A 26,791-nucleotide genomic window follows, 5' to 3' on the forward strand; every position below is an offset into this window, starting at 1 on the left:
TTCAGACGGCATTTTTTACGGGTATCGGGAATGAATGGGGGTTACAGCCAAAGGACGGCAAGTTTCCATAATGCCCATAATGATACGGATAATCCCGTACACAGGCGGATATATCGGTTTTGCATGATTTTTTTCAGTTGCAGGGAAAAAATGCCGATTGCCAAAAGATTGGGCAGCGTACCCAGTGCAAAGGTAAGCATATACAGTCCGCCGGTTGTCGCACTGCCGCTGCCCAAGGCGTAAAGCGACGCGCTGTAAACCAGTCCGCACGGCAGCCAGCCCCATAATATTCCGACCGCAAGGCAGGCGGGTATGGATTTTATGGGTAACAGCCGGTTGAGTATCGGGTTCAGATTCCGCCATATCGGTTTGCCGATTTTCTCGATTTTTGCCGCCAAGGAAGAAATACCGCTCAAGTATAAGCCTAAAAAGAGCAGCAGGAGGTTGGCGGCTGTGTATAAAATATTCTGCAGGACACGGGTTTGGTCGAGTGAAACGCCGACCTGTCCGATTAATCCTAGCATCAGACCGATTGCCGTATAGCTGCTTATCCGTCCTGTGTTAAGCAGCAGGATCAGCCAAAAGCGGTTGATATGCGGGGGGAGTTGGAGTGCAAACGCGCTGCTTAATCCGCCGCACATGCCGATGCAGTGCGTTCCTCCGAAGAAACCGAGCAGGAACAGGGTTAGGAAAGTGATGTCGTGGCTCATGGACGGCTCATGGTCAGATGTTTATCGGGGAAAACGGATAATTTCCGGCAGTCCGACCAATAGGGTTTGGCGAGGGCATTCCCCGTGCTGTTAAAGTCTTGAATAAGGATGCGGTTTGCGCCCTGTGTTTCGATAATTTTGTAAAATCCGCCTTTTACCGCGTCGTCGGCGGGTTTGCCGTGTGCATCGAAATGCAGGACGGTGCGGTTTTGAAGATGCGCGCAATTTGAAACGGCCGGGTTTGCAGGTATGTTTCGGGTGCAGGCAGCGAGGATTGCACAAGGGAAAAGCAACAGTAATATGCGGAACATGGTGTTTATTGTAATGGGTAACAAACAGTATAATGCTTATTTTAATCTCCCGACGGCGGGAGATGGAAGCATTTCCCTTCGGCACGGGGATTTCGGATTTCGGAATTCGGAAGCAACAGACAATACGGGATTTCGGAACAATCTTAATTGGCTCCAGGGAGTTTTAAGCCTGTGTAAGTAATGTAATTAGGGTTTGCTTACTCTAAAATATAATTAAATTTTTCTTCGAATCCATAATCCTCATCTTGTTTCTTAACTCTTTCTAGAATCTTTACTATTTCAATAAATATACTTTTTAATTGATTTTTTGAGAACATAGCATCTTTCCATACCAAAGTAATCGGTCGTTCTACATTTGTGCTCAATAAATCCCACAAAGCATCAAGATTGTTCCCATAATAATCTTGTATAGAAAATATTTTTGAAATTTGATTATGAAAATCTTGTTCCGTATAAATTTTACTACCGATAATCTCTAATTGCATAAGTTATACTCCTATTTCCAAGTTCCAATTTGTGTTGCAGAGATATAATGATCAGTTGTTATATATAGCAATCCATCGTTAGAATATAACAATCTAGTACCAGTCTGGTTCGATATGAAAACTTTGAAATTTACCAAAATGCACGGTTTGGGCAACGATTTTATGGTGATTGACGCGGTCAGTCAGGATTTTACCCCCGAGGACGCGCCGATTGCGGAATGGGCGGACCGCTTCCGGGGCGTGGGCTTCGACCAGCTTTTGGTGGTCGGGCGTTCGGAAACCGAAGGCGTGGATTTCCGTTACCGTATTTTCAATGCCGACGGCGGCGAGGTCGGGCAATGCGGCAACGGGGCGCGTTGTTTTGCCCGTTTTGTTGCAGACAAGGGTTTGACCGATAAGAAAGAAATTTGTGTTGAAACGGCCAAGGGCATTATTTTTCCGAAATTGTCCGATAACGGCATGGTTACGGTCAATATGGGCAAACCGAAGTTCATGCCGTCTGAAATACCGTTTGTTCCCGTATCGGACGAGGGGGATGATGCCTGTATTTACGGGGTGCATCTCGAATCCGGCATTCAGCCGGTCAGCTGTGTCAATATGGGCAATCCCCATGCGGTGATTGTAGTGGATGACGTGGAATGCGCGCCGGTGCGCGAAACCGGTTCGTGTATCGAAGCGCACAGGCAGTTTCCCGAACGCGTCAACGTCGGCTTTATGCAGATTGTCGGTCGGACGGCAATCCGTTTGCGCGTGTTCGAGCGCGGCGTGGGCGAAACCCAAGCTTGCGGTACGGGCGCGTGTGCGGCTGTGGTGGCGGGTATACGTCTGGGGCTGTTAGATGAAGGGAAAACGGTAGAGGTGGTTTTGCCGGGCGGAACTTTATATATCGAATGGGCCTGCGGCGGCGATGTGATGATGACAGGCCCTGCGGAAACGGTGTTTGAAGGCGAGTTGGCGTATTCATGATTTTGCTGCATTTGGATTTTTTGTCTGCCTTACTGTATGCGGCGGTTTTTCTGTTTCTGATATTCCGCGCAGGAATGTTGCAATGGTTTTGGGCGAGTATCGTGCTGTGGTTGGGAATATCGGTTTTGGGGGCGAAGCTGATGCCGGGGATGTGGGGATTGACCCATGCCGCACCTTTGTTCATTCCCCACTTTTATCTGACACTGGGCAGTATATTTTTCTTTATCGGGCATTGGCGGAGGAAGGCAAACGGAGAGGGGTGGCAGGCAGATGCCAGGCATCCGCTGCTCGGGCTTTTTGCCGTCAGTAATGTATCGATGACGCTTGCCTTCGCAGGCGTGTGCGTGTTGGTGCATTATTGCTTTTCGGGAACGGTTCAAGTGTTTGTGTTTGCGGCACTGCTCAAACTTTATGCACTGAAGCCGGTTTATTGGTTCGTGTTGCAGTTTGTGCTGATGGCGGTTGCTTATGTGCATGGCAGGGGTATAGACGGGCGGCCTTCCTTTCTGTTCAGTGGTTCGCAGTTGCGCCTCGGCGTGTTGACGGCGGCGTTGATGCAGGTCTCGGTACTGGTGCTGCTGCTTTCAGAAATTGGAAGATAATACGGTGCGGCCGTATTGGAACAAAAAGTTATAAAGAAAGAAATTTTGGGTATTGGTTTTTCAGACGGCATAGGTTTAGGATACGGCCATATCTGAAATTTGTTTATGGTTCGGCGTGAATACTCTGTAATTGGACAGGATGTTGACAGGGGATTGCGTGCCGTACTATCGAAATCTTATTATTCAGGAGCAAAAGATGAAAATTGCAAACAACATCACCAAATTGATCGGCAACACCCCATTGGTCAAGTTGAACCGTCTGACCGAAGGTCTGAAGGCAGAAGTTGCCGTGAAGCTTGAATTCTTCAATCCGGGCAGCAGTGTGAAAGACCGTATTGCCGAAGCAATGATTGAGGCTGCCGAGAAAGCGGGTAAGATTAATCAAAATACCGTCATTGTCGAAGCAACCAGCGGTAATACCGGTATCGGTTTGGCAATGGTATGTGCCGCACGCGGCTACAAACTGGCGATTACCATGCCGGAAAGCATGAGTAAGGAGCGCAAAATGCTGTTGCGCGCGTTTGGTGCGGAGCTGATTCTGACCCCCGCCGCCGAAGGTATGGCGGGCGCGATTGCCAAAGCGCAATCCTTGGTGGACGCTCATCCAGACACTTATTTTATGCCGCGCCAGTTCGACAATGAGGCAAATCCCGAAGTCCACCGCAAAACAACCGCCGAGGAAATTTGGCGGGATACGGACGGCAAAGTCGATGTCTTCGTTGCCGGTGTCGGCACAGGCGGTACGATTACCGGCGTGGGCGAAGTGTTGAAAAAATACAAACCGGAGGTTCAGGTAGTTGCCGTCGAGCCTGAGGCTTCCCCCGTATTGAGCGGCGGCGAAAAAGGCCCGCACCCGATTCAAGGCATCGGCGCAGGCTTTATTCCGACTGTTTTGAATACCAAAATCTACGACAGCATTGCCAAAGTGCCGAACGAAGCCGCTTTTGAAACCGCCCGCGCAATGGCGGAAAAAGAAGGCATTTTGGTGGGTATTTCTTCCGGTGCGGCGGTTTGGAGCGCGTTGCAGCTTGCCAAACAGCCTGAAAACGAAGGCAAGCTGATAGTCGTGCTGCTGCCTTCTTATGGAGAACGCTATCTCTCTACGCCACTTTTTGCAGATTTGGCATAATGCTTTAATCGGATTGTCGAAACATTCAGACGCATTTTTCGGTATCGGTGTAACGCCGTGCCGGAAAATGCGTTTTTGCATATATGCCGAAAACGCCGGTTGTGTTTTAATCAGGTTTTGGTGCCGCCGCATTGCTTGAGGGAAATATTTTTTATTCGGGTTTTATCCGGCAGGACGGTTTTTTGCCCCAACGGAAAATAGCCTGTCTGCCCGTAAAATCAGCCGTTTGTCCGGGCGCAGCCGGGGCTTTGGGCTTCAGACGGCATATTTTCGGATTTTCGGAATGGCGGCATTTTTGCCGGCGGCGCGGCAGCCGTATGGGGAAGGGAGGGGATATTGTGGTCGGTAACGGCAAAAAATATGCCGCACCATTGCTGGTGCTGGGTTGCGTGGTGTTCGGTCTGGGCAGTCTGATTGTCAGGTCCGTCCCCGTCGGCCCGTATGCAATCGCATTTTGGCGGTTGCTGATTTCGGTGTTCGTATTTTGGTTTTTGGCACGGTTTTTCGGGCAAAAATTCCCAAAAAACAGGAAAACCGTCTGCTATGCCCTGACGGCGGGCGTGTTTCTTGCTTTCGATTTGGCGTTGTGGCACGAAAGCATACACGCGGTCGGGCCGGGTATTTCCACCCTGCTCAACAGCCTGCAAATCTTTTTCTTGTCCGCAATCGGTGTTTTCTTTTTTAACGAACGTTTGAGCGGGCTGAAAAAGGCGGGCTTAATATCGGCAGTTGCTGGCGTGGCGATGATTGCCGGTGTGGAATTCGGCTACAACGGTAATGCGGTTTGGGGATTCGTCAGCGGTTTGGTATCGGGACTGATGCTTGCTCTGTCTATGGTGTTCGTCCGCAAGACTCATGAAGTCGAACAGGTGGCACTTTTCCCTTCAATGATGATTTTGAGTTTGGGCGGCGCGGTATCGCTGGTTGTTCCGGCATTGCTGATGGATGGCGGCGCGCTTTATCCGACCACTTGGAAAGATGCGGGTTTGGTGCTTGTGTACGGCGTGGTGATGCAGTGCTTCGCGTGGGCGATGGTTGCCTATGCGATTCCGCTGCTTTCGCTGTCGCTGACGGGGCTGTTGCTTTTATCCGAACCGGTTGCCGCCTTGCTCATCGATTATTTTGGGTTGGGCAAACCGATTGACGGTATACAGTGGGCAGGGGTGGTGCTGACGCTTTCGGCAATTTACCTCGGTTCGTTGAAACAGCAGTCTTCACATTGATTTCATCAGGGCAATATTGGCAGTTCGCCGTGCAGAACCTGCGTTACCGGACTGATATAGTGAATTAAATTTAAACCGGTACAGCGTTGGCTCGCCTTGCCGTACTATTTGTACTGTCTGCGGCTCGCCGCCTTGTCCTAATTTAAATTTAATTCACTATAGGTAGGAAAATCCGACAACGTTAGACCTGCCTGCAAAGGTAAGGAATAGCAAATGCCGTCTGAAACTATTTTCAGACGGCATTCTTGGCTTCCCGGTTTAGCGGATTGCCGTGCCGGCCCTGCCGAAATCGCCGAAGTTCATCAAAATGAACATTGCCTTGCCGACAACCAGCTTGTCATCTACAAAGCCCCAGTAGCGAGAATCGGCACTGTTGTCGCGGTTGTCGCCCATAGCGAAATAGCGTCCTTCGGGAACTTTGCACACGAAACCGCTGCCGTCGTCGGCATATTGGCAGTGTTCCAAACCGCTTTGCTCTATGGAATATCCGTTTTCAGACATAATATCGGAGGTATATTTGCCCAATACGGGCAGGGAAACGGCCGGCTGTCCTTCTTTTTTCAGAATATTGAAGGATTTGCCGTCCAAACCGCTGCGGAACATATCTGGGTTGTGGATTTCGGAAGGGTCGGTGTCGTCGGGATAACGGTATGTGCCGTCAGGAATATCGGAAGCTGGTTTTCCATTTACCGTCAGAACTTTATCCCGATATTCGACCACATCGCCCGGGATGCCGACAATACGCTTGATGTAGGTCATATCCGGCTGCAAAGGATAATTAAAAACGACGACATCGCCCCGTTCGATTTTGCCCGTGGGGATAAATACATTGTTTAAAACAGGTACGCGCAATCCGTAGGAAAATTTGCTGACCAAAATGAAATCGCCCTTGATCAGGCCCGGACGCATGGAGCTGGACGGGATTTGGAACGGTTCGGCAATAAACGACCGGATGAGGAACAATACCAAAACGGTAGGGAAGAAACCGCCGAAATAGTCGCCGAAGTGGCTGCTTTCCGAGATTTCGGGATGAGTCTTCAGGCGGTATTTATATACCCCCCAAGCCGTACCGCACAATACAACGAAAATCAGGAAAACGGCGGTAAAGCTCATAAACAGGGACAAAGCGGCAAACACGCCGACCGCCGTCAGGATATAGGCGTATTCGAGGCTGGAACTCCACTCTCCGTTTTCCTGCCGCTTCTTGTCGCTTTTGAAATAAAGGATGATGCCGGCAAGCAGCGCGGCAGCCGCACCCGACATTAGCATTGTGTTCATTGTTGTTCCTTAACGGTTAAAAACCCGCCCGGCCGTGCAACCGTTTTAAGGCGGCAAATTGTAAAATTTGTTTGCGGGCGCGTGCCCCTGAAATCAGGGCGGTTTGAGGGGTGTTCCCGACGCGCCGCCCTGTGTGCCGAAATATTATTTGTCGCTCACCTGCAAAATCGCCAAGAACGCGCTTTGCGGGATTTCCACGTTGCCCACTTGTTTCATACGGCGTTTGCCTGCTTTTTGTTTTTCAAGCAGTTTTTTCTTACGGGTAATATCGCCGCCGTAACATTTCGCCAAGACGTTTTTACGCAGGGCTTTGACGTTTTCGCGGGCGATAATCTGGCTGCCGATGGCGGCTTGGACGGCAATGTCGAACATTTGGCGCGGTATCAGTTCGCGCATTTTCGCTGCCAGTTCGCGGCCTCGGTGAACCGCGCTTTGACGGTGCACAATCAGGCTCAAGGCATCGACTTTTTCGCCGTTGACCATAATGTCAAGCTTAATCAAATCAGAAGGTTGGAACTCTTTGAAATGGTAGTCCAACGAGGCATAGCCGCGCGAAGTGGATTTAAGCTTGTCGAAGAAATCCATTACGACTTCGTTCATCGGCAAATCATAAGTCAGCATAACTTGACGGCCCATGTACTGCATATTGACCTGAACGCCGCGCTTTTGATTACACAAAGTCATGACGTTGCCGACGTATTCCTGCGGCACGAGGATGGTCGCGGTGATAATCGGCTCGAGAATGGTTTCGATGCTGCCGATGTCGGGCAGTTTGGACGGATTTTCGACTTCGATTTTTTCGCCGCTTTTCAACACGACTTCGTAAACCACCGTTGGCGCGGTGGTAATCAAATCCATGTCGAACTCGCGCTCCAAGCGTTCCTGCACGATTTCCAAGTGCAATAGGCCCAAGAAGCCGCAGCGGAAGCCGAAGCCCAATGCTTGGGAAACTTCAGGCTCGAATTTCAACGAAGCATCGTTCAGCTGCAATTTTTCCAAAGCATCGCGCAAGGCTTCGTAGTCGTGGCTTTCTACGGGATAAAGTCCGGCGAATACCTGGCTTTGCACTTCTTGGAAACCGGGCAGCGGCTCGGAGGCAGGATTGGCAACCAAAGTAACCGTATCGCCGACTTTCGCCTGTCCCAATTCTTTTACGCCGGTAATCAAAAAGCCCACTTCGCCGGCTTTTAGTTCTTGTTTCTGAACCGATTTCGGTGTGAATACGCCCAGCTGCTCGACCTGCGTTTCCGCCTTGGTGCTCATAAAGCGCACTTTGTCTTTCAGCTTGATGGTGCCGTTTTTCACACGGATCAGCATAACCACGCCGACGTAATTGTCAAACCACGAATCGACGATAACGGCTTGCAGCGGCGCGTTTTCGTCGCCGGTCGGCGCGGGGATTTTGGCAACGATTTCTTCCAAAACATCTTCCACGCCGATGCCGCTTTTGGCGGAACACTGTACCGCGCCGACCGCATCAATGCCGATGATGTCTTCAATTTCCTGCTCCACGCGTTCGGGGTCGGCGGCTGGCAGGTCGATTTTGTTCAAAACGGGCACGACTTCAACGCCTAAATCAATCGCGGTGTAACAGTTCGCCACGGTTTGCGCTTCCACGCCTTGCGACGCATCGACGACCAAAAGCGCGCCTTCGCAAGCCGACAGCGAACGGGAGACTTCGTAAGAGAAGTCGACGTGTCCCGGCGTGTCAATCAGGTTGAGCTGATACACCTGCCCGTCGCGCGCTTTGTAGTTGAGCGCGGCGGTTTGCGCTTTAATGGTGATGCCGCGCTCTTTTTCGATGTCCATAGAGTCGAGCACCTGCGTACTCATTTCGCGCAAATCCAAGCCGCCGCAGTATTGGATGAAGCGGTCGGCAAGCGTCGATTTGCCGTGGTCGATGTGGGCAATGATGGAGAAATTTCGGATATTTTTCATTAGAGTTATTTTGAATGTCGGACAGTGGGTTTGGGAAATGCCGTCTGAACAAACGGCGCTGCGTCCAAATGTCGGTCGCAACGGGATAAACAGCCCGACATTCTAGCGGAAAACCGCTGTTTTGGCATAAGTTTGATAAAGGTTTTATAAAGATTTGACGATTTCTGCCACCATTTTTGCAGAACTTCCCGCCGCCGTTTTCAAAAATTCGTCAAAGCTGATGTCTGCCTTTTCGTCCGCCGAATCGGAAACCGCGCGGATGATGACGAAAGGCGTTTCCAACTGATGACAAGTTTGGGCAATCGCCGCCGCTTCCATTTCCACTGCTTTGACTTCGGGGAAGTGCTTGCGGATTTCCGCCACGCCTTCGCTGCTGTGGACAAAGCGGTCGCCGCTGACAATCAGCCCTTGTTCTACCGCCGCGCCTTCAAACGTCCGCGCCGCCCGTTTTGCCGCTTCAATCAAAATGCCGTCTGAAGCAAACCTTGCCGGCAGTTGCGGCACTTGCCCCCAGGCATAGCCGAACGCCGTTACATCGACATCGTGGTGCGCGGTTTCCGTGCCGACAACCACGTCGCCGACTTTCAAGCCCTTGCCCAAGCCGCCCGCGCTGCCGGTGTTGATGACGCAGTCCGGTGCGAACTGATGGATAAGCCAGGCCGTTGCAACTGCCGCGTTGACCTTGCCGATGCCGCTCAATGCAAGCACCATGCGTTTTCCCACCAATTCGCCTTCATAGGCGGAAAATCTGCCGAAAGAGACGGCTTTGACATTTTCCATCATCTCGCGCAAAAGCTCGATTTCCTGTTCCATCGCGCCGATAACGGCTACTGTTTTCAAAGACATATTGCTGACCTGCTGTGAATTTCGGATAGAATGCCGAATTATACACGCTAACACGGCAGGATTGAGTGGAGGCGGTTTGTCCATGCCGTCTGAAACGGTTTCAGACGGCATGGCGGGTTTTTGGTAGAATGGGAAGGTACAGATTGTTTGAAGATTGGGGGATGAAGATGTTTACCGATGAAAATATGACTGCAAAGGAAGAACTGTTCGCATGGCTGCGCCATATGAACAAAAACAAAGGTTCCGACCTGTTTGTGACGACCCATTTCCCGCCCGCGATGAAGTTGGACGGCAAAATCACCCGCATCACGGACGAACCGCTGACGGCGGAAAAATGTATGGAAATCGCCTTTTCGATTATGAGTGCGAAGCAGGCGGAAGAATTTTCATCGACCAACGAGTGCAACTTCGCCATCAGCCTGCCGGACACCAGCCGCTTCCGCGTCAATGCGATGATACAGCGCGGTGCGACGGCATTGGTATTCCGCGCGATTACCAGCAAGATTCCCAAGTTTGAAAGCCTGAACCTGCCGCCGGTCTTGAAGGATGTCGCGCTGAAAAAACGCGGGCTGGTTATTTTTGTCGGCGGCACCGGCTCGGGCAAATCGACTTCGCTTGCCTCGCTTATCGATTACCGCAATGAAAATTCGTTCGGACACATCATCACCATCGAAGACCCGATCGAGTTTGTCCACGAACACAAAAACTGCATCATCACCCAGCGCGAGGTCGGCGTGGATACGGAAAACTGGATGGCGGCGTTGAAAAACACGCTGCGGCAGGCGCCGGATGTGATTCTGATCGGCGAAATCCGCGACCGCGAAACCATGGATTACGCCATCGCCTTTGCCGAAACGGGGCATTTGTGTATGGCGACGCTGCACGCCAACAGCACCAATCAGGCACTCGACCGCATCATCAACTTTTTCCCCGAGGAGCGGCGCGAACAATTGCTGACGGATTTGTCGCTCAACCTTCAGGCGTTTATTTCGCAACGCCTCGTTCCGCGAGACGGCGGCAAGGGCAGGGTGGCGGCAGTCGAAGTGCTGCTCAATTCGCCTTTGATTTCCGAATTGATTCATAACGGCAATATCCATGAAATCAAAGAAGTTATGAAGAAATCCACCACCTTGGGTATGCAGACCTTCGACCAACACCTTTACCAATTGTATGAAAAAGGCGAGATTTCCTTGCAGGATGCCTTGAAAAATGCCGACTCCGCACATGATTTGCGTTTGGCGGTACAGTTGCGGAGCCGCCGCGCGCAAAGTTCCGGACCCGATTTGGAATTGCTCTGATGAACGGTATGGATTTCCGGACGGGCAGTTTGACATGATCTATCCGTGGCATAATGAACAATGGCGGCAGATTGCGGAGCATTGGACGAGCCGTCCCAATGCTTGGCTGTTTGTCGGCAAAAAGGGGACGGGGAAAACCGCGTTTGCCCGTTTTGCGGCGAAGGCGCTGTTGTGCGAAAAACCCGTGACGGGCAATGTGCCTTGCGGGGTATGCGCGTCCTGCCATTTGTTCGAGCAGGGAAGCCATCCCGATTTTTACGAAATCACCCCCCTGACGGACGAACGGGAAAACGGACGCAAACTGTTGCAAATCAAAATCGATGCCGTCAGGGAAATCATCGATAATGTGTACCTGACTTCGGTACGGGGCGGTTTGCGCGTGATCCTGATTCATCCTGCGGAAAGTATGAATGTCCAAGCCGCCAACAGTTTGTTGAAAGTGTTGGAAGAGCCGCCGCCACAAGTGGTCTTTTTGCTGGTAAGCCACGCGGCGGACAAGGTTTTACCGACTGTCAAAAGCCGCTGCCGGAAGATGGTTTTGCCGGCGCCTTCGCATGAGGAAGCATCGGCGTATCTGCGTGAAAGGGGCGTGGCGGAGCCGGAAGAATTTTTGGCTTTCCATTCGGGCGCGCCGCTGTTTCAGGAGGAAGACGGGCTTCGTGAATTGCGGGCAAAGCTGCTGGATATTTTGGCAGAACCGAGGTTGTTGAAGATTTTGGATTACGCCGCGCTTTTCGATAAGGAAAAACTTCCGCTCGCCGTATTTGTCGGGTGGATGCAGAAGTGGCTGGTCGATTTAGGCCTGTGCCTGCAACACATGAAACCTGTCTATTATCCTGCTTATGAAGACAGGCTGCTTCAGACGGCATCCGGTTTCCGTCCGCGCAATGTATTTGCGGCGGAGGATATGCTCAAACAGCTCGCCCCTTACGGGTTTCATACTTTAAATGTCAAAATGCAGATCGAGCATCTGCTCATCAATTATTTGGAATTGAAGAAAGAGAACGGGTGAATTATGTCAGACGGACAAAATATTCCGGCAAAAATGATGTCGTTGCAGCTGAAAGACATGAATCTGCTGTACAGCTCCTATATGCCGTTTTTGGAACACGGCGGTCTGTTTGTGCAGACCGACGACGTATTTTCCATCGGGGAAGACATTCTGCTTGCCGTGGAAATCCTCAACTTCCCCAAACTGTTCCTGCCGACACAGGTGGCGTGGATCAATCCGGCGCGTACTTCCTCCAAACCCAAAGGGGTGGGGCTGGCATTCACAAAACACGAAAACTGCCTGAAAGTCAAAGACCAGATCGAAGTCGAACTGGGCAGCACAATCAGCGGCAGCAGACCTACGTTTACCATGTAACGCCATGCATATCATCGATTCGCACTGCCACCTCAATTTTGAAGGTTTGAAAGAACGCCTGCCCGAAGTTTTGTCCAACATGGAAGCAAACGGTGTGGGGCAGGCACTCGCCATCAGCGTCAGTAGGGAAAGCTTCTCCGAAGTCTTTACCGTCGCTGAAGCGCACGAACACATCTATTGCACCATAGGCGTACATCCCGACAGCAGGGAAGCGGAAGAATTTTCCGTCGCGGAAATGGTCGAAGCCGCCGCCCATCCGAAAGTGGTCGGCATCGGCGAGACGGGTTTGGATTATTACTGGTGCAAAGGCGATTTGTCCTGGCAGTACAAACGTTTTGCAGACCACATCGAGGCAGCCAATCAAACCGGGCTGCCCGTTATCGTCCATACGCGCGATGCGGCGGCGGACACCTTGGCGATTTTGAAAGAATGTAAAACCAATTCGGGTGTGATCCACTGTTTTTCCGAAGACACAGCCTTTGCCCGGGCTGCCATGGATTTGGGGCTTTACATTTCTTTCTCGGGAATCGTTACGTTTAAAAACGCACCCTTGGTTCAGGAGGCGGCAAAATACGTTCCGGACGACCGCATTTTGGTGGAAACCGATGCGCCGTTCCTCGCCCCCGTACCCAAGCGCGGCAGGCAGAACGAACCGGCTTTTGTGCGTTATACCGCAGAGCATATCGCCAAATTGCGGAACCAAACATTGGAACAGGTTGCGGCATACACGACGGAAAACTTTTACCGGCTGTTTAAAAAAGTACCCGATATGCGGGCCGTCTGACCCTGTGCCGACGATAAGGAAAACCATGAAGGCAATTCATCCGTATGCATGTCCGCGCTGCTGACTGCCTGCCAACACGTTTCGGACAGGCATGAGGCAGTCGGTATGGCAAATTCCGCTTCCAAATTCTGCATTGCCAAAGGCGGCAGACGGGAAGCAAAAAAAGACGAAAGCGGCAGCGGATATGCCCTGTGCCATTTGCCGGACAGCAGGATTGTCGAGGAGTGGGAATATTTCCGTTCACAACATTGATACTGCGCGATATACAGCAAATATTGTGGGAAGTTTCCGCTTTTGCGTATAATGCGCCCTACCTGACAAATTTTGTCAACTTTATCAAAAGGAATAAGCGATGGCTTCCATCCACGACCAAATTAAAGAAGTAGTAACGACACACCGCGTCGTATTGTTTATGAAAGGTACGAAACAGTTTCCGCAATGCGGTTTCTCTTCCCGCGCCGTGCAAATCCTGAACGCGGCAGGCTGCACCGATTACGTTACCGTCAACGTATTGGAAAATCCAGAAGTGCGCCAAGGTATTAAGGAATACAGCGACTGGCCGACCATTCCCCAACTTTATGTGAACGGCGAATTTGTCGGCGGTTCGGACATCCTGATGGAGATGTATGAGGCAGGTGAGCTGCAAGAGCTGCTGAAAGCCTGATGGATTCGGCAATGCCGTCTGAACGTGTTTCAGACGGCATTTTCTTTTCCGGAAAATCAAAAAAAAAGTATAATGGCGCGTCTCAAAATCACATTGGAACACCGCGATGAACGTTAACGTTATCAACCATCCGCTCGTCCGCCACAAACTGACCCTGATGAGGGAGGCGGATTGCAGCACCTACAAATTCCGGACGCTTGCCACCGAGCTGGCGCGCCTGATGGCATACGAGGCAAGCCGTGATTTTGAAATCGAAAAATACCTTATCGACGGATGGTGCGGTCAGATTGAAGGCGATCGCATCAAGGGCAAAACATTGACCGTCGTTCCCATCCTGCGTGCAGGTTTGGGTATGCTTGACGGCGTACTCGACCTGATTCCGACTGCCAAAATCAGCGTAGTCGGACTGCAGCGCGACGAGGAAACGCTGAAACCCGTTTCCTACTTCGAGAAATTCGTGGACAGCATGGACGAACGTCCTGCCCTGATTATCGACCCGATGCTGGCGACGGGCGGTTCGATGGTTGCCACCATCGACCTTTTGAAAGCCAAGGGCTGCAAAAATATCAAGGCACTGGTGCTGGTTGCCGCGCCCGAGGGTGTGAAGGCGGTCAACGACGCGCATCCCGACGTTACGATTTACACCGCCGCGCTCGACAGCCACTTGAACGAGAACGGCTACATCATCCCCGGCTTGGGCGATGCGGGCGACAAGATTTTCGGTACGCGCTAACTGACTGATTTTCGGAGTTGATATGAATTTTCAAGATTATCTCGCCACATTTCCTTCAATCGACCATCTGGGCGGTTTGGACATTCAGGATGCCGACGGCAAAACGGTTCACCACATTCCCGCCGTTCAGGGCAAGCTCGGTTCGCTCAAGCTGTACAATGCCTTGGCGGAACGTTTTGGCGGAAAATTGGACAAAGAAGCGGCAGAGCAGGGTTTGATATGGTTTGCCGAGCACGTTGACGATGCCCGTGCCCATCCGGGCAAGCATCCGAACATCGATCTGCTGGAAAATGTCGTACAAAGCGGCGAAACCTTCCTGCTCAAGCCGCTTGCCGCGCAATAATTTTCGACCATGCCGTCTGAAATCCGTTTCAGACGGCATTTTGTCGGAAAGAAGACTGTAAAACGGGCATTTTCTTTTCTATTTCAGGATACGGGCAATGATGTTTCAACACGTATGACGATACATAAAGCGTCGCCCTATGTGTTGCCCTAATTTGGAAGGGGTTACACCCCTCTCAAATAAAATCTGATGCTGCTGCCACGAAGGACGGATGTCCAAATGGCGGGGTTTCAACCATTAAGGAAATACGATGAAAAAAATGTTCCTTTCTGCCGTATTGCTTCTGTCGGCTGCCGCCCAAACCGTGTGGGCGGATACGGTGTTTTCCTGTAAAACGGACAACAACAAATATATAGAAGTCCAAAAAATCAACCGCAATCTTTACGAATATTCGTTCGGCAGTGCGGCAAAAAAAGAAATTGCCATACGCAACAGCAAAGCTGACCTGTTGGGGCGTTCCGACAGGTGGCAAGGTATGGGCAGCGGTCGTTGGGCAACGATGAAATTCCAAAACGGCGAATTTATGTACACCGTATGGACAGGCTTCGATTCCGTGACTCATACGGAAAGCAGCGGTGTCGTTGTGGAGCGTAGGGGCAAGGAAGTCGCACGGGTCGGCTGTACGCCGAAAACCGCACAGGCGAATTTCAATGATGACGATTTTTCCTGGTAATCGGGGCGGATAAGGCGATGGAAACAGCGACCCCCATCATGCTGATTGTCCGTCCGTCGGGCAGGGCGAAGGACGATGTGGAAACCTGCCGTCGTGCCGGATGGCAGGCGGAAGTGTTGAGTCCGATTGAAATCGAAACCGACGAAGCAAGCCTGAAACGGTTGCCGGAAATGTATGCCCGTGCGGATGCCGTGTTTTGGGTCAGTCCGACCGCCGTTGAAACCGCCGCGCAGTACTTGGACTTTTCAGACGGCATAAAGATGCACATTTCCGTAGGGCAGGGCAGCCGCCGTGCCTTGACGCGTTATGCGGGCGCGGGCGTGTTTGCGCCTGATGACGGAAACGACAGCGAGGCGGTTTTGCGCCTGCCGGTTTGGAACAGTCTGCCCGAAGGTGCGCGCGTATTGTTTGTGCGCGGACACGGCGGGCGGGATTTTCTGATGAATGCCTTGCAGGAGAAAGGTTTTCGGACGGAGGTGGCAGAAGTCTATTTCAGACGGCATAAACCTTTGAACTTTCAAAATTTCCAAACCGAAAATATTGCCGCCGCCTATATTACGTCCACAGAACTCGTGCAGTCGCTGTTTGCACAGCTTCCGCCGCAATTTTCCCGATTCTTCAAATCCTTGCTATACTTTACCCATCATCCGCGCATTGCGGAGGCATTGAAGCGCGAAGGCGTGTGTTCGGTCGAAACCGTCCCTACGCTGGAAGCCGCGCTTTCCCATTCTTCCATTTCCGTTTCAGACGGCATGGTCTTTCCCGGAACCTCAAATTAATAAGGAGCAAAACGGTGGGCGAACCTGAAAACAAATCATCCGAATCCGTACGCGAGATACAGGCATCAAAAGAAATGCCGTCTGAAACCTCTTCCCCACGCAAAGAAAACGAAACAGAAGTACACATTCCTGCCGCTCCTTTTATCGTCAAACAGTCCGGCAGCAACGCTTTGGCAACCTGCGCCTTGGTATTGGCGGCATTGGGTTTGGGCGCAAGTGGTTTTTTGTTTGTCCAAGGACAGAATGTCTTGAAAAACCAAGAGCTGGCATTCAACCAAAAAATCGACAAAGCCGCCTTGGGCGAGTCGGAAAACGCCGCCCTGCTCAAAGACAACCTCAACCGCCAAAGTGCCATACAGTCCGAACTCGACCGTTTGGACAGCGGTGTCAAAGCCAACGGCGAACAGATTCTGATGACGCAAAAAGCCTATCGCGAGCTGACCAAAGGGCGTGCCGATTGGCTGGTGGACGAAACCGAGACCATACTCAATCTGGCGGCGCAACAGTTGGTGCTGACCAGCAATATCCAAACGGCAGTCGGCGTGTTGGAGCATATCGACAGCCGCCTGTCCCGTTTCGATCAGGCAGAGCTTCTGCCGATCAAACAGGCGGTCAGCAGCGATTTGGCGGAACTGAAAAACCGTCCCTATGTCGATATTTCCGGTACGGCATTGCGCCTCGACAGGCTGGAAACCGCCGTATCCGGACTGCCGCTGATGCTCGACGGTGTGCTGAAACCGGGCGTACAGGTGAAGAACGAAGCCGTTTCCGCTTCATGGTGGCAGAACGTATGGGAAAAATCCCTCGGCACATTGAAAGGGCTGGTCGAAATCCGCCGTTTGGAAAACAACGATGCCATGCTGATTTCTCCCGAACAGGTCTATTTTGTGCGTGAAAACCTGCGCCTCCGCCTTTTGGATGCGCGCACCGCATTGATGCAGCGCAACAGCGAAGTTTATCAAGGCGATTTGAACAATGCCGAAGCCGCCGTCAGACAGTATTTCGATGCCAAGTCGCCCGCCACGCAGTCGTGGCTGAAAGAACTGGCGGAATTGAAGGCGTTGGATGTGCGCATGACGGCGGATGACGGTTTGAAAAACAGCCTAAATGCCGTCCGCGCCTATCGCGACGGTACGCGCATGATGGCGGCGGAAAATCAAGAAGCGGAACAGGCGGCTTCCGAACCGGCAAACGAAAAAACAGCTTCCGAACCGGCTGCCGCATCGGATGTGAAGACCATAGAAGCACCGTCCCTGCCTTCGGAACGCAAACCGGAACAGCCTGCAAAAAAACAGCCCGTACCGGAAAAGGCAGGGCGTTCGCCGTCCGCTAAAGGAGAACGCGCATGAAAACGGTAGTCTGGATTGTCGTCCTGTTTGCCGCCGCCGTCGGACTGGCGCTTGCTTCAGGTATTTACACCGGCGACGTGTATATCGTACTCGGACAGACCATGCTCAGAATCAACCTGCACGCCTTTGTGCTGGGGCTGCTGATTGCCGTTGCGGCTTGGTATTTCCTGTTCAAATTCATCATCGGCGTACTCAATATCCCCGAAAAGCTGCGGCGTTCGGGTTCGGCGCGGAAAGGCCGCAAGGCCGCGCTTGCCTTGAACAAGGCAGGTTTGGCGTATTTTGAAGGGCGTTTTGAAAAGGCGGAACTCGAAGCCTCGCGTGTGTTGGGCAACAAAGAGGCCGGAGACAACCGGACTTTGGCATTGATGCTGGGCGCGCACGCCGCCGGACAGATGGAAAACATCGAGCTGCGCGACCGTTATCTTGCGGAAATCGCCAAACTGCCGGAAAAACAGCAGCTTTCCCGCTACCTGCTGCTGGCGGAATCGGCGTTGAACCGGCACGATTACGAAGCGGCGGAAGCCAACCTTCATGCGGCGGCGAAGATGAATGCCAACCTTACGCGCCTCGTGCGTCTGCAACTTCGTTACGCCTTCGATCGGGGCGACGCGTTGCAGGTTCTGGCAAAAACCGAAAAACTTTCCAAGGCGGGCGCATTGGGCAAATCGGAAATGGAACGGTATCAAAATTGGGCATACCGCCGCCAGCTGGCGGATGCTGCCGATGCCGCTGCTTTGAAAACCTGCCTGAAGCGGATTCCCGACAGCCTTAAAAACGGGGAATTGAGCGTATCGGTTGCGGAAAAGTACGAACGTTTGGGACTGTATGCCGAAGCGGTCAGATGGGTCAAACAGCATTATCCGCACAACCGCCGCCCCGAGCTTTTGGAAGCCTTTGTCGAAAGCGTGCGCTTTTTGGGTGAGCGCGAACAGCAGAAAGCCATCGATTTTGCCGATTCTTGGCTGAAAGAACAGCCCGACAACGCGCTTCTGCTGATGTATCTCGGCCGGCTCGCCTACAGCCGTCGGCTGTGGGGCAAGGCGAAAGGTTATTTGGAAGCCAGTATCGCCCTGCAACCGAGCGTTTCGGCGCGTCTGGTGTTGGCGAAAGTCTTTGACGAAACCGAACAGCCGCAAAAAGCCGAAGCACAGCGCAAATTGGTTTTGGAAGCCGTCTCCGATGACGAACGCCACGCAGCATTAGAGCAGCATAGCTGATTTTGGGAAATATCTTTATCTGGGAGAATTTGATGGGGTCTTCAGATTCCTTTAAGGAAAAGAAAGAAATATTTGAAATTGGAACGCCTGCTTATCGCCAAAAGTTAATTGATGTTTGGAAAAAGAGCATTAATGGAAACGAAAAATCTTGGGTGCTCTTTGAAAATGGGACTTGCGTCATTTTACTTGAACCGGAAAAAGATTTGGCGAAACAAGCTAAAGAGATGTTAAGCAAATGGGGCAAGGTTCAAATAGGAACACCATCTGCAGATTTTGGCATTATCACTTTAGATAGTGGCGATGGATATGCCGTTTCATGCCATCATCCCGAAATTTTTACGCTAATCCTAAAAGAAGAAGGATTGGATGAAGATTTCAAAATCGGTATCGAAGGGCGCTCTCATCGCGATTGTGATGCTGAAGAACCCAAAGTTATCCATATCGAAGATAAACGCACCATTGAAACCCCCTGAAAACCTGCTGCCGTTTAATCATCTACTGATGATTACCTAGGCAAATGTGTCCGCTCCCCCCCTTTCAGACGACCTTTCATTGCGGAAACCGCCGCAAAGGTTGCCTGAAAACTGTTTTCCTTCTCCGTTTTACAAACAAACCGAAAGCCCCACATGACCTCTTTAAAAAACGACACTTTCCTCCGCGCCCTGCTCAAACAGCCCGTCGAATACACCCCGATTTGGATGATGCGTCAGGCGGGGCGTTATCTGCCCGAATACAAAGCCACACGCGCGAAAGCGGGCAGCTTCCTCGATTTGTGCAAAAACACCGAATTGGCGACCGAAGTTACCATCCAACCTTTAGACCGCTTCGATTTGGACGCGGCGATTTTGTTCTCCGACATCCTGACCGTCCCAGACGCAATGGGCTTGGGACTGTATTTTGCCGAAGGCGAAGGCCCGAAATTCGAATGCGCCTTGCAACACGAAGCCGACATCGCCAAATTGCACGTCCCCGATATGGAAAAACTGCAATACGTCTTTGACGCGGTAACTTCCATCCGTAAAGCACTGGACGGACGCGTACCGCTTATCGGCTTCTCCGGCAGCCCGTTCACGCTCGCCTGCTACATGGTTGAAGGCGGCAGCAGCAAGGAATTTCGCACCATCAAAACCATGATGTACTCGCGCCCCGATTTGCTGCACAAAATCCTCGACACCAACGCCCAAGCCGTTACCGCCTACCTCAACGCCCAAATCGACGCGGGCGCGCAGGCGGTGCAGATTTTCGACACTTGGGGCGGCGTGTTGAGCGATGCGGCGTTTAAAGAATTCAGCCTCAAATACATCCGCCAAATCGTTGCCGGATTGAAACGCGAAAGTGAAGGTCGTCGCGTTCCCGTCATCGTATTTGCCAAAGGCGGCGGGCTGTGGCTGGAAAGCATGGCAGAAATCGGCGCAGACGCATTGGGCTTGGACTGGACGTGCAACATCGGCGAAGCACGCCGCCGCGTCGGCAACCAAGTCGCCCTGCAAGGCAACTTCGACCCGTTCGCCCTCTTCGGCACGCCCGAATCCATCCGTACCGAAGTCGCGCGCATCCTAGCCGACTACGGACACGGCAGCGGCCATGTCTTCAACCTCGGACACGGCATCAACCAACACGCCGACCCCGAACACGCCAAAATTTTGGTCGATACCGTACACGAATTGTCGCGGCAGTATCACGGCGGGTAAGCCGGCAGGAAACCGCCCGATATGCCGTCTGAAGCCGAGAGATGGCCGGTTAGGGTAAAAATAAGGCAATGCGGCAATATCCGCCGTGTATGGATAGTACATGACGGCGGCGGTGTTGCCGCATTGGCGCAATCCCAACCGTCCCTATGTTCAGACGGCATTTTTGTTTTCAGATTCAGGGAAAACCGATGGCAAAAACGCTTAAAACCCTTTACCAATGCACCGAATGCGGCGGCACTTCCCCGAAATGGCAGGGCAAATGCCCGCATTGCGGCGAGTGGAACACGCTTCAGGAAAGCCTGGCCGCGCCCGAGCCGAAAAACGCCCGCTTCCAATCTTGGGCGGCGGATACTTCGGCCGTCCAATCCCTCTCCGCCGTTACCGCGACCGAAGTGCCGCGCAATCCGACCGGCATGGGCGAACTCGACCGCGTATTGGGCGGCGGTTTGGTCGATGGCGCGGTCATCCTGCTCGGCGGTGATCCCGGCATCGGCAAATCCACGCTGCTGTTGCAAACCATCGCCAAAATGGCGCAAAGCCGTAAAGTGCTGTACGTTTCCGGCGAAGAATCCGCCCAACAAGTCGCCCTGCGCGCGCAACGTTTGGAACTGCCCACCGAAGGCGTGAACCTGCTTGCCGAAATCCGCATGGAAGCCATTCAGACGGCCTTGAAACAGCATCAGCCCGAAGTCGTCGTCATCGACTCCATCCAAACCATGTATTCCGACCAAATCACTTCCGCCCCCGGCTCCGTGTCGCAGGTGCGCGAGTGTGCCGCCCAACTGACGCGCATGGCAAAACAAATGGGTATCGCCATGATATTGGTCGGACACGTCACCAAAGACGGCGCGATTGCCGGCCCGCGCGTACTGGAGCACATGGTTGATACCGTGCTGTATTTCGAGGGCGACCAACATTCCAACTACCGCATGATACGCGCCATCAAAAACCGTTTCGGCGCGGCAAACGAACTGGGCGTATTCGCCATGACTGAAAACGGTTTGAAAGGCGTGTCCAACCCGTCCGCCATCTTCCTCGCCAGCTACCGCGACGATACGCCCGGTTCGTGTGTTTTGGTTACGCAGGAAGGCAGCCGCCCGCTTTTGGTCGAAATTCAGGCGTTGGTCGATGACGCGCACGGCTTCACCCCCAAACGCCTCACCGTCGGTCTCGAACAAAATCGCCTCGCCATGCTGCTTGCCGTCCTCAACCGTCACGGCGGCATCGCCTGTTTCGACCAAGACGTGTTCCTCAATGCCGTCGGCGGCGTCAAAATCGGCGAACCGGCGGCGGATTTGGCGGTCATCCTCGCGATGCTTTCCAGCTTCCGCAACCGTCCGCTGCCCGAAAAAATGGTCGCATTTGGCGAAATCGGTTTGAGCGGCGAAGTCCGCCCCGTTGCACGCGGACAAGAGCGGCTCAAAGAAGCGGAAAAACTCGGCTTCAAACGCGCCATCGTCCCCAAAGCCAATATGCCGCGCAACGTCAAAGAGTTTCCGAACCTGAAAATATATGGCGTTTCGAGTTTGCAGGAAGCCATCGATATTTGCCGCGACAGCAGGGAATAAACGGAAATGCCGTCTGAAATCGGGTTTCAGACGGCATTTGGTTTGTGGCGGATTGAAACAAGAAGGCATACCGGCGACAGATAAGATTTGCGGCAAAGTTGCCTGTGATATGGCAAAAACACACACGCCCGTCATCCCCGCGAAGGCGGGAATCCGGAATCGTCCGTTTTGGCAATGATTGAAAATCACGGCAATCCAACCGATTGGATTCCCGACTTCGTGGGAATGAGGGGCGTGTGCATTTGATTTCCATCCGCCATATGCCGGCGACGGGCTTATTCGCCTACGGTTTTTTGTATCAGTTTTTCAGCGTTTGCCAAAGTGTTTGCCACTTCGTCAAAACCGATGCGGCTGCCGGCAATCAGGGCGTGCGTATCGGTATAGACGGCGCGTACTTTGCCGTCTGTTTCGGTAACGAGGACGCGCAGTGGCAGTTGCAGGGCAAAGGCGGGGTCTTTGACCATCAGCGGCGTACCGGCTTTGGGCGTGCCGAAGATGATGACTTTTGCCGGCTGCATCGTTAAGCCGTTTCGGCGGGCGGCTTCCTGATGGTCGATGACGGCAAAAATGTTCATCCCTTTGCTTTTTATGGCGGTTTCAAGGCGGCTGACGGTTTCGTCAAAACTGTATTTTGAGGTGAGGGTATGCGTGGTCATGGCGGTTTCGTTTTGGGTTTGCGGTTCACCGGCAGGGTGTGCCGAAGCGGTTGAGAGGGCGAATACGGCGGCGGCTGTCAGGGAAAATATACGTTTCATTGTGTGCTTTCAAAATAAATGCCGTCTGAAAAGAAGGAAGCCTTTCAGACGGCATGGTGTTATTTCATCCCTTTTTTGAGCAGGTCTTCATAACCGCCGTGATTGACAACCTTCGTATAGCCTGCTTTTTTCAGTTCTTGAAGGGCGGCTTCGGCACGCCGTCCGCTGCGGCAGTAGAGGTTGACCGGCGTGTCTTTGTCGGGTGCGGCTTCGTGTATGCGGCGGACGATTTGGTCGACGGGGATGTTGATCGCGTTGTGCAAATGCCCTTCGCTAAATTCCTGTTCGGAACGGACATCAATCCAAACGGCTGCATGTTGTGCGGTTTGGGCGGCGGATACGGGTTTTTGCGGGGCTGCCTGCGCGGCAAAGGCGGCTGAGGCAATGAGCGCGGCGGTAATCAGGTGTTTGATATTCATAGGGTTCTCCTGCGGTTGTCGTCTTAAGGGACGGGAAGTTATTTTATCTGTTCCAAAGCGGCGGCATCTATGTCCCAACGCCAAACGCCGCCGCCTTTGCCATCCAATCCGCGCAAAAACAGGTAGCGGACGGAAACGGCGGCGGGCGGTTGTCCGCGCAGTTTGAAGTAGCGCATGGCGGCAACGGCGTAAATCAGTGCCTGAAGGTAATAGTGGTGGTGCGCGACGGCTTCGTCCATCGCCTGCCGCGTGTAGGCGGATGCATCCGTGCCGAGGTGGTTTGATTTGTAGTCGATGACGCAGATATTGCCGTCGGGGTCTTGGCAGATCATATCGACAAAGCCGTTTAAAAAGCCGTTGACGGTGTGGAAGTCTAGCGTTTCGGCGGCGGCACGGCAGACTTCGGGCAATCGGATATCGTCGCGGGCAAACCAGTCGCGCAGCCGTTTGAGGCTGAAGTCTTCGGTAAAGAGCGTAAAGCCCATTTCGGGGCAGCGGTACTCGGGCGGAATGTCGGATAGGCTGTATGTTCCCGTCAGCGGCGTTTTCCGGCAGGCTTCCACCATTTCGGCAACGGCGGGCAGCCATGTTTCTTCAAACCCGTATTTCTTCAGCGTGTCGGCAATGGGTATTTCCTGTCCGGCGGCAGGACGGTCGAATGGGAAGTGTTCCAGAATTTCGTGCAGGCACAGCCCGGCATGCGTGCCTTTCGGAAAGTTGTGTATCGTCATGCCGTCTGAATCCGACGGTGTTTCAGACGGCATGGTTGACTCTGCCGTTTCTGCAGGGTCTAGGGAAGGCTGCACATCTTCTTCCCCGCCGTCAAGCGTTTGGGTATGGCGGCTTAATGCGGTAAAGCTGGTGTGCCGGATGAGGCGGAATCCGCGATCGGGGATGCTGTTTGCGGCAAATTCGGCGGTTTGACCGGCATTGCCGCAATATACGGCAGGAGGCGGCGCATCTTCTGTGAAGGCGAAATTTGTGCCGGAAGGGGCGTTGTCCGCCACGCGCCGCCAGTTGCGTTTGAGCATCGCGATGCCGTCTTTTTCACACGCATAGGCACGGCGGACGGTTTCGCGGTTGTCTTGCGGCAAGCCTTCGATTAGGTAGGCAAGGGGGTTGTCGGCGGTATCGGAAGAATAGGCGGCGTAGATGTTGAGCTGTTCCTCGGCACGCGTCAGCGCGACATAAAGCAGGCGCAGGCGTTCCGCCATTTCTTCGTCGGCATGTTGCTTCTGTTCGTCTTCCGACAGTTGGGCCTTTGCCAACAGTTCGGTTCGGTTTGCGCTTTGGTGGAGGATTTGCCAGTCGGACGGCCCGGTATCTTGCGCGTCCCACGCAAACGGGCAGTATACCAGCGGATACTGCAAACCTTTCGAGGCGTGCATGGTAACGATTTTGACCAAATCTTCGTCGCTTTCCAGACGGATGGCGCGGTTGTCGTTGCTGTTGTTTTCGGCAAGGCTGATTTGGTCGCTCAGCCACTTGTGCAAGGCGGCGGGGTTGCGGTTTTGCGCGTCTTCGGCAGCAAGCAGTTCGAGTAGTTGGAAATAGTTGGTCAGGCTGCGTTCGTTCTGCCGCTTCAAAAGGCATGTTTCGATGCCGTGTTCGTGGGAAAACTGCTGCATGGCGGCAAAAATGCCGTATTGATTCCAGTTGTCGAGTGCGGTTCGGGCAGATTCCGCCCAATGCAAAATCTCGCTTTCGTTTTGGTTGAAGTCGTGCAATTGCTGCGCGTCATAACCGAATATGCTGCTTGTCAGGACAAAGCGCAGCGTTCCGGTGCGGCGCGGTTCGAGCCAAAAGCCGATGAGTGCGGATAGGGCGGCGGCTTCAGGCGAGGTGAACACGGATTCGCGCGAAAGCAGGACGCTTTGCACCTGCCGTTTTTTCAGGGCGGCGGAAACCATCACCGCTTCATTGTGCGTGCGGACCAGCACGGCAATATCGCCCGACTGCAGCGGGCAGCCTTTGAAATTCAGACGGCCTCCGGCGGCTTCGTTGAGCGCGTGGGCGATTTCGTCGGCGCAATAGTCGGCGGCACGGCGGCGCAAAACGTCTTTGTTGGTTTTTTCATTGTCGTTTTCGTGCAGCCAACGAACCTGTACGGCAGGACGTTCGGGGGACAACCTGCTTTCGGCACGCGCCGCACCGACTTCCGAATAGCCGATGTTTTCCAAAACGAACGGGTGTTCTTTGAGACGGAACAGCGCGCCTATGCTGCCGATAAGCGCGGCGTGGCTGCGGTAGTTGGTGGCGAGCGTGTAGCGGTGCCGCGCGTCTTCCGCCGCCTGAAGGTAGGCGTAAATGTCCGCTCCGCGAAAGCTGTAAATCGCCTGTTTGGGATCGCCGACCAGAAACAGTGGGCGGTTTTGGGCGATGAAGATTTTTTGGAAGATTTCGTATTGCAGCGGGTCGGTGTCTTGGAATTCATCAATCAGCGCGGTTTCCCAGTTTTCGGCAACGGCGCGGGCGAGGGTTTCGGCGTGTGGATTGTCGGTCAGCGCGGTGTGGACATCAAGCAGCAGGTCGTCGAAACCGCGTTCGCGGCGCGATTTTTTCATCTCGGCAAGGCTGCGGTTGAGGTATCCGATTAAATCCAGTTGCAGCCGGATTATTGTTGCTTCTTCCGCTTCTTCGAGTGCGTTCAAATCGCGCCCGAAGTCTGCCAGTTTCTGCAATTCGGCAAATACTGCCGCATCGGGCGTTTTGCCTTTTTTCAGTCCGGCTTCGAGTTTGTCGGACGAGAGTTTCAAGAGCCGTTCGTGCAGCTTCGCCTCCAAAAAGGGCAAATCCGGCGACAGGGCTTTTTGTTCCAACGCGTCAAACAGTTCGGCAAAACTGTTTTTCCGATACGAATTGCCGTTTAAAAGGGGGTGGATGCGCCAAAACGTTTCTTTTAATTCAGCCAGATTTCCGCAAATGTTTTGCCAGCTTTCCAAAGCGGCGTCCCGGGCTTGCGGCAAATCCGCCTGCGGAAGGCGGAAACTCAGGTACGGGCGGGACAGGTAGGCGCGGATTTGGGCAAGGACGGTTTGCGGCACAGCCTTGCGTTTAAACGCCAATGCGGCAAGCTGGGGGTCGTTGCTGACGCGTTCGCGCCAAAAATCTTGCGCCGGGACAAGCAGGCGGTCGCCGTCTTCTTCGGTCAGTTCGACATCGAACGGTGCTTGGCACAAAAACGCGTAGTCGCGCAGGATGCGCTGGCAGAATCCGTGGATGGTGTAGATGGCGGCGTTGTCGAATTGCCCGATGGCGGCTTTGAGGCGGACAATCAGACGCGTCCGGCTTTCTTTTTGCAAAGCCTGTTTTAAGAGTGCGGGCAGGAAGGTGTCGCCTTTGTGGTGTTCCGCACAATAGGCGGCAATGCCGTCTGAAAGCGTGTCGTCTCCAAGTTTGGCAATTTCTTTGCTTTCTAAAACTTGTAACACATCGTCCAAACGCGCGCGCAGGCGTGTTTTCAGCTCGGCGGTGGCGGCTTTGGTGAAGGTAACGACCAATACGCGCTCGACGCTTTTTTGTTCTAATACGATCAAACGTGTAAACAGGGCGGCAATGCCGTAGGTTTTGCCGGTGCCGGCAGAGGCCTCAATCAGGTTGGTGCCGGAAATGGGGACGGTTAGCGGGTCGAATGCTTGGATGCTTGCAGACATAGTGCGCG

General features: G+C 53.1%; 28 protein-coding genes. 19 read left to right on the top strand and 9 right to left on the bottom strand.

Going from position 1 to position 26,791, the window contains the following annotated elements; all coding sequences use genetic code 11:
• Positions 1 to 41 precede the first annotated feature (41 nt).
• The 3 genes from Q9J80_RS00905 to Q9J80_RS00915 form a co-directional block, all read right to left on the bottom strand.
• Positions 42 to 710: a sulfite exporter TauE/SafE family protein gene (locus tag Q9J80_RS00905; protein ID WP_301673569.1), complete on the bottom strand. Its 669-nt coding sequence runs from the start codon at positions 708 to 710 to the stop codon at positions 42 to 44.
• On the bottom strand, positions 707 to 1,021 hold the full coding sequence (locus tag Q9J80_RS00910; RefSeq protein ID WP_301673570.1) for a hypothetical protein: 315 nt from the start codon (positions 1,019 to 1,021) through the stop codon (positions 707 to 709). The genes Q9J80_RS00905 and Q9J80_RS00910 overlap by 4 nt, the downstream gene beginning before the upstream one ends.
• 197 nt (positions 1,022 to 1,218) lie before the next feature.
• Positions 1,219 to 1,506, bottom strand: a complete 288-nt coding sequence (locus Q9J80_RS00915) for a barstar family protein (RefSeq protein ID WP_301673571.1) — start codon at positions 1,504 to 1,506, stop codon at positions 1,219 to 1,221.
• Positions 1,507 to 1,620: 114 nt separating this feature from the next.
• Between Q9J80_RS00915 and dapF the strand changes: the two genes are divergently transcribed.
• From dapF to Q9J80_RS00935, 4 genes are all read left to right on the top strand, one after another.
• Positions 1,621 to 2,472 carry a diaminopimelate epimerase gene (dapF, locus tag Q9J80_RS00920; RefSeq protein ID WP_301670090.1) on the top strand — a complete coding sequence of 284 codons (852 nt, stop codon included), beginning with the start codon at positions 1,621 to 1,623 and terminating at the stop codon, positions 2,470 to 2,472.
• Entirely contained in the window at positions 2,469 to 3,074 is a 606-nt protein-coding gene (locus Q9J80_RS00925; protein ID WP_301673572.1) for a hypothetical protein, read from the top strand. Before dapF ends, Q9J80_RS00925 begins: the two co-directional genes overlap by 4 nt.
• 196 nt (positions 3,075 to 3,270) lie before the next feature.
• Positions 3,271 to 4,203, top strand: a complete 933-nt coding sequence (cysK, locus tag Q9J80_RS00930; protein ID WP_301673573.1) for a cysteine synthase A — start codon at positions 3,271 to 3,273, stop codon at positions 4,201 to 4,203.
• Between the two features lie 317 nt (positions 4,204 to 4,520).
• Positions 4,521 to 5,426: a DMT family transporter gene (locus Q9J80_RS00935; protein WP_301673574.1), complete on the top strand. Its 906-nt coding sequence runs from the start codon at positions 4,521 to 4,523 to the stop codon at positions 5,424 to 5,426.
• A gap of 258 nt (positions 5,427 to 5,684) precedes the next feature.
• On the opposite strand, the gene lepB is transcribed toward Q9J80_RS00935, so the two are convergent.
• The 3 genes from lepB to Q9J80_RS00955 all read right to left on the bottom strand — a co-directional run bounded on the left by lepB (position 5,685) and on the right by Q9J80_RS00955 (position 9,488).
• On the bottom strand, positions 5,685 to 6,704 hold the full coding sequence (gene lepB / locus Q9J80_RS00945; RefSeq protein ID WP_301673575.1) for a signal peptidase I: 1,020 nt from the start codon (positions 6,702 to 6,704) through the stop codon (positions 5,685 to 5,687).
• Between the two features lie 144 nt (positions 6,705 to 6,848).
• Entirely contained in the window at positions 6,849 to 8,642 is a 1,794-nt protein-coding gene (gene lepA, locus Q9J80_RS00950; protein ID WP_036490455.1) for a translation elongation factor 4, read from the bottom strand.
• 144 nt (positions 8,643 to 8,786) lie between these two features.
• Positions 8,787 to 9,488, bottom strand: coding sequence for a 5'-methylthioadenosine/adenosylhomocysteine nucleosidase (locus Q9J80_RS00955; protein ID WP_304671469.1), 702 nt, complete (start codon positions 9,486 to 9,488; stop codon positions 8,787 to 8,789).
• 167 nt (positions 9,489 to 9,655) lie between these two features.
• On the opposite strand from Q9J80_RS00955, the gene Q9J80_RS00960 reads away from it, so the two are divergent.
• The 15 genes from Q9J80_RS00960 to radA all read left to right on the top strand — a co-directional run bounded on the left by Q9J80_RS00960 (position 9,656) and on the right by radA (position 21,956).
• Entirely contained in the window at positions 9,656 to 10,786 is a 1,131-nt protein-coding gene (locus Q9J80_RS00960; protein ID WP_025457249.1) for a PilT/PilU family type 4a pilus ATPase, read from the top strand.
• 34 nt (positions 10,787 to 10,820) lie between these two features.
• Positions 10,821 to 11,798 (top strand): DNA polymerase III subunit delta', encoded by a 978-nt coding sequence (locus Q9J80_RS00965; protein WP_304671436.1) that lies wholly within the window; start codon positions 10,821 to 10,823, stop codon positions 11,796 to 11,798.
• A 3-nt stretch (positions 11,799 to 11,801) separates the two neighbouring features.
• Entirely contained in the window at positions 11,802 to 12,152 is a 351-nt protein-coding gene (locus tag Q9J80_RS00970) for a PilZ domain-containing protein (RefSeq protein ID WP_002246878.1), read from the top strand.
• A gap of 4 nt (positions 12,153 to 12,156) precedes the next feature.
• Positions 12,157 to 12,936 carry a TatD family hydrolase gene (locus tag Q9J80_RS00975; RefSeq protein ID WP_304671437.1) on the top strand — a complete coding sequence of 260 codons (780 nt, stop codon included), beginning with the start codon at positions 12,157 to 12,159 and terminating at the stop codon, positions 12,934 to 12,936.
• Between the two features lie 48 nt (positions 12,937 to 12,984).
• Positions 12,985 to 13,188, top strand: coding sequence for a putative hemolysin (locus Q9J80_RS00980; protein ID WP_167435396.1), 204 nt, complete (start codon positions 12,985 to 12,987; stop codon positions 13,186 to 13,188).
• A 100-nt stretch (positions 13,189 to 13,288) separates the two neighbouring features.
• The gene (gene grxD, locus Q9J80_RS00985) at positions 13,289 to 13,600 is read left to right on the top strand and encodes a Grx4 family monothiol glutaredoxin (RefSeq protein ID WP_002214004.1); all 312 of its coding nucleotides are present in this window, start codon (positions 13,289 to 13,291) and stop codon (positions 13,598 to 13,600) included.
• 106 nt (positions 13,601 to 13,706) lie between these two features.
• Positions 13,707 to 14,333 carry a uracil phosphoribosyltransferase gene (gene upp, locus Q9J80_RS00990; RefSeq protein ID WP_002246895.1) on the top strand — a complete coding sequence of 209 codons (627 nt, stop codon included), beginning with the start codon at positions 13,707 to 13,709 and terminating at the stop codon, positions 14,331 to 14,333.
• Positions 14,334 to 14,355: 22 nt separating this feature from the next.
• Complete coding sequence (locus Q9J80_RS00995; protein WP_301673581.1) at positions 14,356 to 14,676, top strand: DUF2322 family protein; 321 nt, start codon at positions 14,356 to 14,358, stop codon at positions 14,674 to 14,676.
• A gap of 250 nt (positions 14,677 to 14,926) precedes the next feature.
• Positions 14,927 to 15,349 (top strand): protein Gly1ORF1, encoded by a 423-nt coding sequence (locus tag Q9J80_RS01000; protein ID WP_301673582.1) that lies wholly within the window; start codon positions 14,927 to 14,929, stop codon positions 15,347 to 15,349.
• A gap of 17 nt (positions 15,350 to 15,366) precedes the next feature.
• Entirely contained in the window at positions 15,367 to 16,128 is a 762-nt protein-coding gene (locus Q9J80_RS01005; protein WP_301673583.1) for a uroporphyrinogen-III synthase, read from the top strand.
• Between the two features lie 14 nt (positions 16,129 to 16,142).
• Complete coding sequence (locus tag Q9J80_RS01010) at positions 16,143 to 17,477, top strand: uroporphyrinogen-III C-methyltransferase (RefSeq protein ID WP_304676161.1); 1,335 nt, start codon at positions 16,143 to 16,145, stop codon at positions 17,475 to 17,477.
• A complete protein-coding gene (locus tag Q9J80_RS01015) occupies positions 17,474 to 18,697 on the top strand; it encodes a heme biosynthesis protein HemY (RefSeq protein WP_301673585.1) in 1,224 nt (407 codons plus the stop codon). Before Q9J80_RS01010 ends, Q9J80_RS01015 begins: the two co-directional genes overlap by 4 nt.
• A gap of 32 nt (positions 18,698 to 18,729) precedes the next feature.
• Positions 18,730 to 19,170: a hypothetical protein gene (locus Q9J80_RS01020; RefSeq protein WP_002222725.1), complete on the top strand. Its 441-nt coding sequence runs from the start codon at positions 18,730 to 18,732 to the stop codon at positions 19,168 to 19,170.
• A 153-nt stretch (positions 19,171 to 19,323) separates the two neighbouring features.
• A complete protein-coding gene (gene hemE / locus Q9J80_RS01025) occupies positions 19,324 to 20,388 on the top strand; it encodes a uroporphyrinogen decarboxylase (RefSeq protein ID WP_304678505.1) in 1,065 nt (354 codons plus the stop codon).
• A 188-nt stretch (positions 20,389 to 20,576) separates the two neighbouring features.
• Positions 20,577 to 21,956, top strand: coding sequence for a DNA repair protein RadA (gene radA / locus Q9J80_RS01030; protein ID WP_304672657.1), 1,380 nt, complete (start codon positions 20,577 to 20,579; stop codon positions 21,954 to 21,956).
• 275 nt (positions 21,957 to 22,231) lie between these two features.
• Here the strand turns inward: radA and Q9J80_RS01035 are convergent, their stop codons facing one another.
• The 3 genes from Q9J80_RS01035 to recB are packed head-to-tail and all read right to left on the bottom strand — an operon-like array spanning position 22,232 to position 26,783.
• Positions 22,232 to 22,711 carry a DUF302 domain-containing protein gene (locus Q9J80_RS01035; RefSeq protein ID WP_304671440.1) on the bottom strand — a complete coding sequence of 160 codons (480 nt, stop codon included), beginning with the start codon at positions 22,709 to 22,711 and terminating at the stop codon, positions 22,232 to 22,234.
• A gap of 59 nt (positions 22,712 to 22,770) precedes the next feature.
• A complete protein-coding gene (locus Q9J80_RS01040; protein WP_304671441.1) occupies positions 22,771 to 23,130 on the bottom strand; it encodes a rhodanese-like domain-containing protein in 360 nt (119 codons plus the stop codon).
• Between the two features lie 38 nt (positions 23,131 to 23,168).
• Complete coding sequence (gene recB, locus Q9J80_RS01045; protein ID WP_304671442.1) at positions 23,169 to 26,783, bottom strand: exodeoxyribonuclease V subunit beta; 3,615 nt, start codon at positions 26,781 to 26,783, stop codon at positions 23,169 to 23,171.
• Between the last annotated feature and the right edge of the window lie 8 nt (positions 26,784 to 26,791).

Source organism: Neisseria blantyrii (assembly GCF_962747855.1).
Taxonomy (GTDB): domain Bacteria; phylum Pseudomonadota; class Gammaproteobacteria; order Burkholderiales; family Neisseriaceae; genus Neisseria; species Neisseria viridiae.

Coding starts and splice junctions, on each gene's coding strand:
- Q9J80_RS00910 (WP_301673570.1), bottom strand. CDS start 1,021: ATGTTCCGCATATTACTGTTGCTTTTCCCTTGTGCAATCCTCGCTGCC.
- lepA (WP_036490455.1), bottom strand. CDS start 8,642: ATGAAAAATATCCGAAATTTCTCCATCATTGCCCACATCGACCACGGC.
- Q9J80_RS01015 (WP_301673585.1), top strand. CDS start 17,474: ATGAAAACGGTAGTCTGGATTGTCGTCCTGTTTGCCGCCGCCGTCGGA.
- cysK (WP_301673573.1), top strand. CDS start 3,271: ATGAAAATTGCAAACAACATCACCAAATTGATCGGCAACACCCCATTG.
- hemE (WP_304678505.1), top strand. CDS start 19,324: ATGACCTCTTTAAAAAACGACACTTTCCTCCGCGCCCTGCTCAAACAG.
- Q9J80_RS01005 (WP_301673583.1), top strand. CDS start 15,367: ATGGAAACAGCGACCCCCATCATGCTGATTGTCCGTCCGTCGGGCAGG.
- Q9J80_RS00965 (WP_304671436.1), top strand. CDS start 10,821: ATGATCTATCCGTGGCATAATGAACAATGGCGGCAGATTGCGGAGCAT.
- Q9J80_RS00980 (WP_167435396.1), top strand. CDS start 12,985: ATGTCCGCGCTGCTGACTGCCTGCCAACACGTTTCGGACAGGCATGAG.
- Q9J80_RS01035 (WP_304671440.1), bottom strand. CDS start 22,711: ATGAAACGTATATTTTCCCTGACAGCCGCCGCCGTATTCGCCCTCTCA.
- dapF (WP_301670090.1), top strand. CDS start 1,621: ATGAAAACTTTGAAATTTACCAAAATGCACGGTTTGGGCAACGATTTT.
- recB (WP_304671442.1), bottom strand. CDS start 26,783: ATGTCTGCAAGCATCCAAGCATTCGACCCGCTAACCGTCCCCATTTCC.
- lepB (WP_301673575.1), bottom strand. CDS start 6,704: ATGAACACAATGCTAATGTCGGGTGCGGCTGCCGCGCTGCTTGCCGGC.
- Q9J80_RS00975 (WP_304671437.1), top strand. CDS start 12,157: ATGCATATCATCGATTCGCACTGCCACCTCAATTTTGAAGGTTTGAAA.
- Q9J80_RS00970 (WP_002246878.1), top strand. CDS start 11,802: ATGTCAGACGGACAAAATATTCCGGCAAAAATGATGTCGTTGCAGCTG.
- Q9J80_RS00915 (WP_301673571.1), bottom strand. CDS start 1,506: ATGCAATTAGAGATTATCGGTAGTAAAATTTATACGGAACAAGATTTT.
- grxD (WP_002214004.1), top strand. CDS start 13,289: ATGGCTTCCATCCACGACCAAATTAAAGAAGTAGTAACGACACACCGC.
- radA (WP_304672657.1), top strand. CDS start 20,577: ATGGCAAAAACGCTTAAAACCCTTTACCAATGCACCGAATGCGGCGGC.
- Q9J80_RS01000 (WP_301673582.1), top strand. CDS start 14,927: ATGAAAAAAATGTTCCTTTCTGCCGTATTGCTTCTGTCGGCTGCCGCC.
- Q9J80_RS00925 (WP_301673572.1), top strand. CDS start 2,469: ATGATTTTGCTGCATTTGGATTTTTTGTCTGCCTTACTGTATGCGGCG.
- Q9J80_RS00935 (WP_301673574.1), top strand. CDS start 4,521: ATGGGGAAGGGAGGGGATATTGTGGTCGGTAACGGCAAAAAATATGCC.
- Q9J80_RS01040 (WP_304671441.1), bottom strand. CDS start 23,130: ATGAATATCAAACACCTGATTACCGCCGCGCTCATTGCCTCAGCCGCC.
- Q9J80_RS00995 (WP_301673581.1), top strand. CDS start 14,356: ATGAATTTTCAAGATTATCTCGCCACATTTCCTTCAATCGACCATCTG.
- upp (WP_002246895.1), top strand. CDS start 13,707: ATGAACGTTAACGTTATCAACCATCCGCTCGTCCGCCACAAACTGACC.
- Q9J80_RS00955 (WP_304671469.1), bottom strand. CDS start 9,488: ATGTCTTTGAAAACAGTAGCCGTTATCGGCGCGATGGAACAGGAAATC.
- Q9J80_RS00960 (WP_025457249.1), top strand. CDS start 9,656: ATGTTTACCGATGAAAATATGACTGCAAAGGAAGAACTGTTCGCATGG.
- Q9J80_RS00905 (WP_301673569.1), bottom strand. CDS start 710: ATGAGCCACGACATCACTTTCCTAACCCTGTTCCTGCTCGGTTTCTTC.
- Q9J80_RS01020 (WP_002222725.1), top strand. CDS start 18,730: ATGGGGTCTTCAGATTCCTTTAAGGAAAAGAAAGAAATATTTGAAATT.